This is a genomic window from uncultured Campylobacter sp., from assembly GCF_938017615.1.
Classification (GTDB): Bacteria; Campylobacterota; Campylobacteria; order Campylobacterales; family Campylobacteraceae; genus Campylobacter_B.
Map to the genome: position 1 here is coordinate 1 of NZ_CALIJA010000053.1, position 9,467 is coordinate 9,467.

Below are 9,467 nucleotides of genomic sequence, written 5' to 3' on the forward strand. Positions count from 1 at the left end.
ATAAAATTCTAATTAAATCAGATCAAATTTAAGGTGCATAAATTCTAAATTTTGATAGAATGCCGTTCGAAATATCCTAAAAATCAGGAGGAAGATATGGTTGATTTGGCTCAAATTTCGGCTAGACTTGATGCCGTTGAGCGTTTGCCGCGAATAAAAGCGGAGGAAAGCATACAAGAAAGGCTTAAGAGCAAGGGTTTTTCGCGCCGCGATTTTATGAAATGGAGTGGAGCGATGACCGCGATGCTAGGGCTTCCGGCTGCATTTGCGCCGAGCGTGGCGCGAGCGGCGGAGCTTGCGGATCGCTTGCCTGTGATCTGGCTTCATATGGCGGAGTGCACGGGCTGTAGCGAGAGCTTGCTACGCACCGATACGCCTACGATCGATAGCCTCATATTCTATTACATCAGCCTAGAATACCACGAGACGATAATGGCTGCCGCAGGCTGGCAAGCCGAGGAAAATTTAGAGGGCGCGATCGAAAAATACAAGGGGCGCTATATCTTGATGGTAGAGGGCGGAATTCCAAGCGGCGAGAATGAATTTTTCCTAACCGTGGGTCCTGAGGGCAAGAGCGGAGCTCAGCACTGCAAACACGCTGCCGAAGGCGCTGCGGCGATATTTGCGATCGGCACCTGTTCGAGCTTCGGCGGCATCCAAGCCGCGGCCCCGAATCCGACCGGCGCCGTAGGTTTGGACAAAATCATAAACAAACCCGTCATCAACATCCCGGGCTGTCCGCCTAGCGAAAAAAATATCGTCGGCAACGTGCTAAATTTCATCCTTTTCGGCACGCTTCCAAGCCTTGACGTTTATAACCGACCTAAATGGGCTTACGGGCTGCGCATCCACGATCTATGCGAGCGCCGCGGGCATTTCGACGCGGGCGAGTTTGTAGAAAGCTTCGGCGATGCGGGCGCAAAGGACGGATATTGCCTTTATAAAGTAGGCTGCAAGGGTCCTTATACGTTTAATAACTGCTCGCGCGAGCGCTTCAACTCCCACACTAGCTGGCCGGTACAGGCGGGTCACGGCTGCATAGGCTGCTCGGAACCTGATTTTTGGGATCATATGGGGCCTTTTGAGGAGCCTTTGGCGGATCGCCTTTACGAAAGCGTTTTTGGCGGGCTCGGCGCTGATGCTACCGCAGATAAGATAGGTGTCGGAATTTTAGCGATCACGGGTGTTGCGGTAGCGGCACACGCGGCTATTGCGTCGTTTAAGAAAGATAAAGGGGAATAATCATGTCGCAAAGAATCGTAATAGATCCGATAACCAGAATAGAGGGACATTTAAGAATAGAGGTCGTAGTGGATGATGAAAACGTCGTACGTGAAGCCTATAGTAGCTCGACGCTATGGCGCGGGCTTGAGACCATAGTAAAAAACAGAGATCCGCGCGACGCGGGATTTTTTATGCAAAGAATTTGCGGCGTCTGCACCTTCTCGCATTACAAAGCGGGCATCGTCGCGGTAGAAAACGCCCTCGGTATCACTCCGCCGTTAAATGCCTTGCTGACGCGCACGCTGATGGCTAACGCGCTATTTTTGCACGATCATCCGGTGCATTTTTATCAACTTCACGGACTTGATTTCGTAGATGTAGTAAGCGCTCTTAGCGCCGATCCTAAAAAGGCGAGCGAGGAGGCGTTTAAATACTGCGACACCCCTTATGCGTGCGGTGCGGATAAACTAAAAGAGGTGCAAGATCGCGTGGGCGCTTTCATTAAGAAAGGCGCTTTGGGGCCTTTTGCCAATGCCTACTTCGGCCACCCTACATATAAGCTTAGCCCGGAGCAAAATTTGATCGCTCTTTCGCACTATCTTGAGTGTTTGCGCATTCAGCGCACGGCGGCTCAGATGATGGCGATATTCGGTGCGAAGCAGCCTCATCCGCAAAGTCTTACCGTAGGCGGCGTCACCTGCGTAATGGATATCCTAAGTCCTGCGAGACTGGGCGAATATATGTCTAAATTTAAAGAGGTCGCAGACTTTGTAAATCGCGCCTACTATCCTGATCTCGTAATGGCTGCGAAGGCTTACGGCAACGAGCCTAGCGTGCTAAACGATATCGGCGTGGCAAATTTATGGACTCATCAAGAATTTCAGCTTTCAAAGAACGAATGGCTATTTCAAAGCGGCATGATTATGAACGGCGATATTAGTAAGGTTTTGGAGCTGGATGAGAACAAGATCACCGAGGAGGCAACGCATGCGTGGTATAAAAACGATGCGGCGCTTCATCCTTACGACGGCGAGCAAGAGCCGAATTATACGGGCCTTAAGGACGGACAGAGCATCGACGCGCACGGCAAAGAAGCGCATACGAAGGTACTTGATACCCAGGGCAAATACACCTGGATCAAGGCTCCGCGCTACGACGGCAAGCCGCTTCAGGTAGGACCGCTTGCAAATATCGTGGTAAATTACGCTAAGAAAAACGAGCGCGTAGTAAAGGTTGTGGATCAATTCCTAAAAGACGCCGGCTTGCCGCTTGAGGCGGTATTTTCGACGCTTGGACGAACGGCGTGTCGTATGATCGAGGCTAAAGTCGTAGCCGACAACGGACTGATTGCACTAGAAAATTTAATTGCAAATATCAAAAGCGGCGACACTGAAACCTGCGCAAAATATGTAATCGATAACTCCAAAGAGTACAAAGGTCGCTATATCGGTCATGTGCCGCGCGGCGCACTTAGCCACTGGTGCAGGATCGAAAAGGGCGTCATCAAAAACTGGCAGGCGGTCGTGCCGTCTACTTGGAACGCCACGCCAAAGGATAAAGACGGCGCTATGGGCGCTTATGAATCCTGCTTGATCGGACTTAAGCTTGCCGATCTTTCCAAGCCGCTAGAGATCATCCGCCGCATCCATTCATTCGATCCTTGCATAGCCTGCGCCGTGCACGTAATGGACGCTAAAGGGGCGGAGCTTGGTTACTATAGGGTAGATCCCAGCAAAGGATAAACGATGAAAAAAAGATTTGCGGAATACGAGTTCTCCATCGGTCTTAGGCTCACGCACTGGCTGCGCGCGCTTTGCATTACGATTTTGGTGATCACCGGATATTACATCGCCTTTGTTTTCACCGCGCCCGAGGTAAGCCCAGAGCCGGTGCTTTTCATGCAGGCTAAATTTAGATTCGTACATCTGATCTTCGGCTTTGCGATGATCGGTGCGGCGATCTTTAAAACTTATCTTTTCTTCTTCGATAAAAAGAGCAGAAAAGAGCTTTTAAGCATCAAGGATTTTTTTAGCCCGCGCGTCTGGATCGCTCAGATCAAATACTATATCTTTTTGGGCGAGCACCCGCATCTTCGCGGCGTTTACAATCCGCTACAGTTCATCTCCTATCTGGGCTTTTATCTAGTGCTGTTCGTAATCTGCCTAACGGGTATGATATTATATGTGCATGTCTATCACGAAGGGCTCGGCGGCGCGCTATACGGGCTCTTACGCCCGCTGGAAGCTGCGATGGGCGGTCTAAGCGAAGTACGAATGATTCACCATCTTTGCATGAATATCATCATAATCTTCGTACCGATCCACGTCTATATGGCGGTCTTTAACGCCGTCAAGGGTAGAGACGGCGCGATGGACGCGATCGTAAGCGGCTATAAATTTAAAAAGGAAGAGCACGCTTGAGGGTGCTGGTACTGGGTATCGGCAACGTCATCTACGCGGACGAGGGCATAGGCGTGCACTTCGTCCGCGCGCTCGCGCAGAACTATAAATTTTATCCTAAAACCGCCGCACGAAATTCTATGGCGGGCGAGGATATCGCGGCGCAGAATTTCATGCAAAATTCCGCCCAAGTCTCTGCGATACAAAATTCTACCTCGCAAAATTCCATAGAGCGCGACCCCTCGCAAAATTCTGGGGATGAAAATTTTATCTCCGAGCAGAATTTCGCAGCAGTAAATTCTCTCCGAAATTCCAAGGCGGAAAATTTAGATCAAAATTTCGCCGCTCAAAATTCCGCCGAGCAGAATTCCGCTTCAAATTTTACTTCGCAGAATTCCCTTATAAATTCCGCAGCGCAAAGCTCTATCAATGTGGACTTTATCGCCGAAAATTCCGCCGCATCGAGCAGTAGTGCGGATCAGATCCGATTTATCGACGGCGGGACTCTGGCTAGCTTTTTGATGCCTACGATGGCGGAATTTGATGAAATTTTGCTCGTAGATTGTATAGACGCGGACGGCGCAAAGGGCGGCGAGGTGTATTTTTTCGACTACGACGCGATGCCTAAGCAGATCAGCTGGAGCGGCTCGGCGCACGAGGTCGAAATGCTTCAAACCCTGCAGATGATGGATCTTTGCGGCGATCTGCCTCACGTTAAAATTCTAGCGGTCGTGCCGCGGCGCATCGAGGAAGCGAGCTTTAAGTTAAGCTCCGTGATTTTAGAGTCTTCAAAAACCATGGAAAAAACGGCGCTTAAGTACCTATCGGATCTTGGTTTCGCGCATGAAAAAATCGCCGATCTTAGCGCCCAAGATATCGCGGATCGATTTGCAAAAAGGGGGCGAGATGATAGTAGCATATGAGTTTAACTACCTTAATGAAAACGCGCTAATAGCGCACTTTTTGCTGTTTTATGCTCGCAAAAGCGCACTTAAGTTTTGCCTAAAAAAAGAGGCGAGCTTAATAAGCCTTTTCGTGCGCGGCGGCGAGGATGAAATTTTAAAATTTAGCGACGAGGCGATGCCGCTGATCCCAAACTCCATATTTTTGGCAAAATCCTCCGTGCGCGTGGTGGACGAGGGCAGCGTCGAAGCAAAAACGCTGAAATTTAACGGCACGTTTGAAGGTGCCTCCTTGGGCGATTTAAACAAATTTTTCGAGGATGAAATTTCAAACGCCCATAACACGGCTAAATTTAATAACTTCACCCCGCGAGTGATGAAAGAATACCTCGCTCACGCCGAGCCGTCTCAAAACGAATTCGGAGTAATAAGCGGCACCGACGTGCTTCATGAGGGAAAATTTGAAGCGGTAAGCAGGGAGAATTTTGCCCGCTTACTAGAGTTTTGCCGCATAAACTTATTTCATGCCAGGCAGGTGCAGATTAAGCGCGGCGGCGCAACTTTCACGCTCAAGGCGGACGTGGATTTTAGCGCCGATTTTTTTATAGCCGCGGGAGTGGGGCCGCTGGATGGGATTTTTGTGAGCGATGAAAAGAGCAAAATCGCGCTCGCAGCCTTCGAAAAGCCGCTCATAAGCCTAAAAACCAATGCGATCTTTAGAAAAAACCACGAGGGCGCGCCTAGATTTTTTGACGTAAAGCTTGCGGGCGACATATTCGTGTTTGCGCTGGGGCGCGCTTTGGCAAGCGACGGGATCTATTTTTTAAGCGTAAAATGCGAAAGCGCGGCGCAAAAAGATCAAATTTTTAAAGTCGCACCGCTACAAAACGGCTTTTTGATCGTGCAAAACGAAGACTTTTTAAGCGGTAGCGCAAGCTCTTATCTGAAAAACTCAAACGACAAAAACTCCGCTCTTTTTGCGCTTACGTGCCGCGAGAAGGGGGTTTTGAACGACTCCAAAAAACGCGTTTTGCGCTGCTTTTTGGGCGCGGGCGCGGATGATGAGATCGCAATTTATGGCGAAAGCTCCAAAAAAATTCTGCTTAAATTTGATCTGCCGCGCAGTTTTGACGAGCTTAAGGCTCAAATTTGCGCGGATGAGACAGGCACGAAACTGCTTGAAAATTTTAGCGCCAAATTTAACGTAGACTCCGCGAAAATCGATGAAATTTTAAGAAGCGCAAACGCGGGATTTTACGGCATCTTTAGCGTCGCCGCGCAGCTTATCTGGGGGCGCGATGCGGCATTTTTGACTGCGAGCGCGGAAGATTTTGCGGGCGGCAAAGGGGTGCGACTCGATTTTTGCACGGACGAGCGCGGCTGCGTGCAAGCGGATAAAATTTTGCGTTCGGCGATGAGCTATGCGCTCGCAGGCGCCAATGAAAAGCTATTTGCGTTCGGATTTTTCGATAGTTTGGGCTATTTTTTAAGCGATCTGGCGGATGAGCGCAAAGAGGACTTTGACGTTTTGATCTTCGGCGGCGCGATGTTTAGCGGACGCAAATTCGCGGATTTAATGCTTAAGCTTTGCAAAAATTTTGACGCGAGCTTTAGCGACAGCTTCGCGCTTCAAGCTCGCTAGATTAGGCATATATGCGAATTTTCGGCAAAACTCCTAAGTCTTATCCGCAAAACAGCGAGTTGCGTGGACATTGCGGTACTGATAGCCGCGCCATACGGGCTAAACTTAGCGCAAACGAGATCGCGCGAAATTTCAAAAAAAGCGGCAAAGGGCGCGGGCGTGAAGGAACAAATTTTATTAAATTTAGAGCATATTTTGAGGCACCCGGTACGTTTTATCCGCCCGCTGCGAGCGCAACTTGCTTGCAAAATAGCTCTTGCGGCGCGCAATTTATGAAAGCATGTGTATGAAAGCGGCTAAATTTGAGGTTTTCGGAGCGGTGCAGGGGGTCGGGTTTCGCCCGTTCGTCTACAAGCTCGCCGTGGATTTGGGGCTGAAAGGCGAGGTTTATAACGATGGCGAGGGCGTTAAAATCATCGTTTGCGCGGACCTTTCCGAGCCGCAAAAAGGCTCGATTGATAAAAATTCCGCCCTTTTAAATTTAAATGAGCCGAATTCTAACGAAATTCAAGCGCAGAAAGTATCGTCATCAGCTGCTCGGTCTTTAAATTCTGCCGAGTCGGATTCTAACAAGGCCGCGAACTCATCACTAAATTTTGCAAGTTCAAATTTAAACGAGAGCTCCTTTTCGCCGCAGAGTACGCCGAGCTTGCCAAATGATTCGGCCGGTTCGCTGCGCGATTTGGCGAATGGTTTAGCTGGCATGTCTGATTTAATGAGTTTGCCCCATGATTTGACGAGCGATTCGCAAGCCGCAGCGAGCGAGAAATTTTTACCAAACTTATTTGAGACCGATCTAAACGAGCAGGGCTCCATTTTGCCCGCTTCGTCGGATCAAAATTTCATCGTGCAAAATTCGTCGCAGCAGCGCGGTATGTCTCAGAATGAATCGCCGCAAGGCTTGCAAAATATTAAGCGCGACTTGCAAGGCGCGAAGGGGGATTTGCAGGACTTTAAACACGATCCGCAAAGTGCCGAGCAAGATCTGCGCGAAGAAGAAATTTTAAAAATTTTCGAACAGCGACTTCGCAGTGAAGCGCCGCCGCTTTGTCGTATCGATAAAATTATCCGCACCGATCTAAATACGCAATATTTTACGCAGAATTTTACTGATTTTAAGATCACGCAATCCAAGGAGGGGCGTAAATTTAATCCGATTTTGCCCGATTTTGCGATCTGCGATCAGTGCAAAAAAGAGTTTTACGACCCCCAAAATCCGCGCTTCCACTACCCATTTATCAACTGCACGGATTGCGGCCCGCGCCTTAGCATCATCGCCGCGCTGCCGTATGACCGCGCAAATACCACGATGAGGGCGTTTGAGATGTGCGAGTTCTGCCGCGGCGAATACACGGACCCGCTCACGCGCCGCTATCACGCCGAGCCGATCTCCTGCCCGCACTGCGGTCCGCAGCTGTTTTTATGTGGCGTGAGCGGCGAAATTTTATCAAGCGGCGAGGAGGCGATAGCGGGCACGGTGGAGCTTTTGCGGCGTGGACAGATCGGCGCGATCAAGGGGATGGGCGGCTTTCATATCGTTTGCGATGCGACGAACGAGCGCGCGGTACGCATGCTGCGAATGCTAAAAAAGCGCCCGAGTAAGCCCTTTGCGATCATGTGTCGCGACGCAGCGCAGGCGGGGCGCGCGGCGAGCTTAAGCGCAGAGGAAGAGGCGCTGATAGATTGCAATGCCAAGCCGATCGTGATTTTAAAAAAGCGCGAGTTTGTTTGGCGCACGCTGACGGGCTTTGCGGCGGATTCCGGTACGCAAAATTTAAAGGCGCAAAGCAAAAATCCTATATCGCCGAGATTTGCGAGTGAGCAAGAAGAGACGGCGCAAGAGCAGGGCTCTGCATTACAAAATTTACGCAATTCTGCAGCGCAAAATTTTAGTACGCAAAATATTGGAGTTTGCGCGGAGCAGGGCAGGTTGCAGAGTGCGCAAATTTTCAGTAAAACGACGCACCGTAATTTCGCCTGCGATATGTTAGCAGCAGACGACTCGCAGTGTGGAGTAAACGAGCTAGAACGCGCATACGATGGGTCTGATTTGCAACGCGCGGCTAAAAATTTGAGCTCGCCGCAAGCAGTAAGCGAGACGCAAGCTACGACTAACGAGCTAAAATCGCAATTTGCGGCAAATGGCAGAGAGCCGCGATACGTATCGCTCGATTCTTGGCATGCGGACGAGCAAAATTTACAACTCTCAACGAAGATATCTGATTTGCGACCTGCGGCGAGCGAGCCCGTTTCGCGAAGCTCTGCGAATACTTCAAGTTTGCAATATGCCGCGGATAGGACGAACTCGCGACGTGGGGCGTGTGAGCAGGACTTGCAAAATGCTGCAGATAATGCGGCTTTGCAATGTGCGGTGAGCGAGCCAAGTTCGCAACAGACGATAAATTCACAAGGCTCATGCTCTGCGCAAATATGTGTGGCGGACGCGCATGGCGCATATTCCGATAACAGGGACGATTTCGTGCGTTTGCCCGCAAGCTTTTCGGCGATTTTTAGAGCAAGCGCGATTTTTATCGCTCCAAGCGTGGCGCCGAACCTTAATAAAATCGGCATTTTCCTAGCCAACACTGGCGTGCATCTGCTGCTTTTTGAATACTTTGATCGCCCGATCGTCGCCACAAGCGCCAACATTAGCGGCGAGCCCATTATTTTTAGCAGCGAGGAGTTGCGCGCAAAGCTAGGCGGCGTCATCTCGTTTTACCTGGATAACGACCGCGAAATTTTAACGCCGAGCGACGATAGTATCGCGTTTTTGCAGGAATTTAAAAAAGAAGCTGTAAGCGCGAAGGCAAACGATCGCACGCACGATATATACACGCTTGAGACCCGGGCTCACAGCGAGAATATGGCGCAAAATTTTGAAGCACCGCATGCTATGTCGCTTCCCTCGATCGATACGAAGTCCGATTTGAACGTGATTATAAAGCGGCAGCCGAATGAAAATACGTCAAACTCGAAAAGCGATGATCTGAAACGGGCAAATTCCAAGCAAGGCTCGAAGTGCGATCCGAGTGAAGGTCTGCAAAGCTCGCAAGTAGCCGTTTGCGAGCTAAAAAATTCGCAGAATTTATTCAAAAAAGCAAAAAACGAGCAAGAAAGCGCCGCACTAGGTAGCATCTGCGATGCGGCGGCAGCCGATGAAAGCGCCGATGCGGCGATAGATAGTTGTGACGCGCTCTCGGATGACGGGCACAACGTCGTGGCATCAAACGATGAACGCGACGATGCATCTTTAAATTTTAAAAACGGCGTGGCATTGATTGATATGAAGCGCCGCAGCCC

Annotated in this window: 7 protein-coding genes and 1 pseudogene; all 8 read left to right on the top strand. The window is 50.0% G+C overall.

The annotated features are described in order from the left end of the window. Nucleotides 1–96 precede the first annotated feature (96 nt). Nucleotides 97–1,242: a hydrogenase small subunit gene (locus Q0620_RS02315; protein ID WP_298783052.1), complete on the top strand. Its 1,146-nt coding sequence runs from the start codon at nt 97–99 to the stop codon at nt 1,240–1,242. A 2-nt stretch (nt 1,243–1,244) separates the two neighbouring features. After that, nucleotides 1,245–2,966 carry a nickel-dependent hydrogenase large subunit gene (locus Q0620_RS02320; RefSeq protein ID WP_298783053.1) on the top strand — a complete coding sequence of 574 codons (1,722 nt, stop codon included), beginning with the start codon at nt 1,245–1,247 and terminating at the stop codon, nt 2,964–2,966. Nucleotides 2,967–2,969: 3 nt separating this feature from the next. Beyond that, nucleotides 2,970–3,644 carry a Ni/Fe-hydrogenase, b-type cytochrome subunit gene (gene cybH, locus Q0620_RS02325; protein ID WP_005870440.1) on the top strand — a complete coding sequence of 225 codons (675 nt, stop codon included), beginning with the start codon at nt 2,970–2,972 and terminating at the stop codon, nt 3,642–3,644. Then, nucleotides 3,641–3,736 (top strand): annotated as a pseudogene (locus Q0620_RS02330) (hydrogenase expression/formation protein); the annotation flags it as partial. The gene cybH and the pseudogene Q0620_RS02330, both read left to right, overlap by 4 nt. A gap of 60 nt (nt 3,737–3,796) precedes the next feature. Then, nucleotides 3,797–4,546 carry a hydrogenase maturation protease gene (locus Q0620_RS02335; protein WP_298783057.1) on the top strand — a complete coding sequence of 250 codons (750 nt, stop codon included), beginning with the start codon at nt 3,797–3,799 and terminating at the stop codon, nt 4,544–4,546. Further along, nucleotides 4,530–6,167: a hypothetical protein gene (locus Q0620_RS02340; RefSeq protein WP_298783054.1), complete on the top strand. Its 1,638-nt coding sequence runs from the start codon at nt 4,530–4,532 to the stop codon at nt 6,165–6,167. The genes Q0620_RS02335 and Q0620_RS02340 overlap by 17 nt, the downstream gene beginning before the upstream one ends. A 63-nt stretch (nt 6,168–6,230) precedes the next feature. After that, nucleotides 6,231–6,443, top strand: coding sequence for a hypothetical protein (locus Q0620_RS02345; RefSeq protein ID WP_298783055.1), 213 nt, complete (start codon nt 6,231–6,233; stop codon nt 6,441–6,443). A 4-nt stretch (nt 6,444–6,447) separates the two neighbouring features. Further along, the coding region (locus Q0620_RS02350; protein WP_298783056.1) for a Sua5/YciO/YrdC/YwlC family protein at nt 6,448–9,467 on the top strand (3,020 nt) is incomplete at its 3' end.

Bases quoted from the DNA above. Each gene is read 5' to 3' on its own strand.
- Q0620_RS02315 (WP_298783052.1), top strand. From the start codon at position 97: ATGGTTGATTTGGCTCAAATTTCGGCTAGACTTGATGCCGTTGAGCGT.
- Q0620_RS02320 (WP_298783053.1), top strand. From the start codon at position 1,245: ATGTCGCAAAGAATCGTAATAGATCCGATAACCAGAATAGAGGGACAT.
- cybH (WP_005870440.1), top strand. From the start codon at position 2,970: ATGAAAAAAAGATTTGCGGAATACGAGTTCTCCATCGGTCTTAGGCTC.
- Q0620_RS02335 (WP_298783057.1), top strand. From the start codon at position 3,797: ATGCAAAATTCCGCCCAAGTCTCTGCGATACAAAATTCTACCTCGCAA.
- Q0620_RS02340 (WP_298783054.1), top strand. From the start codon at position 4,530: ATGATAGTAGCATATGAGTTTAACTACCTTAATGAAAACGCGCTAATA.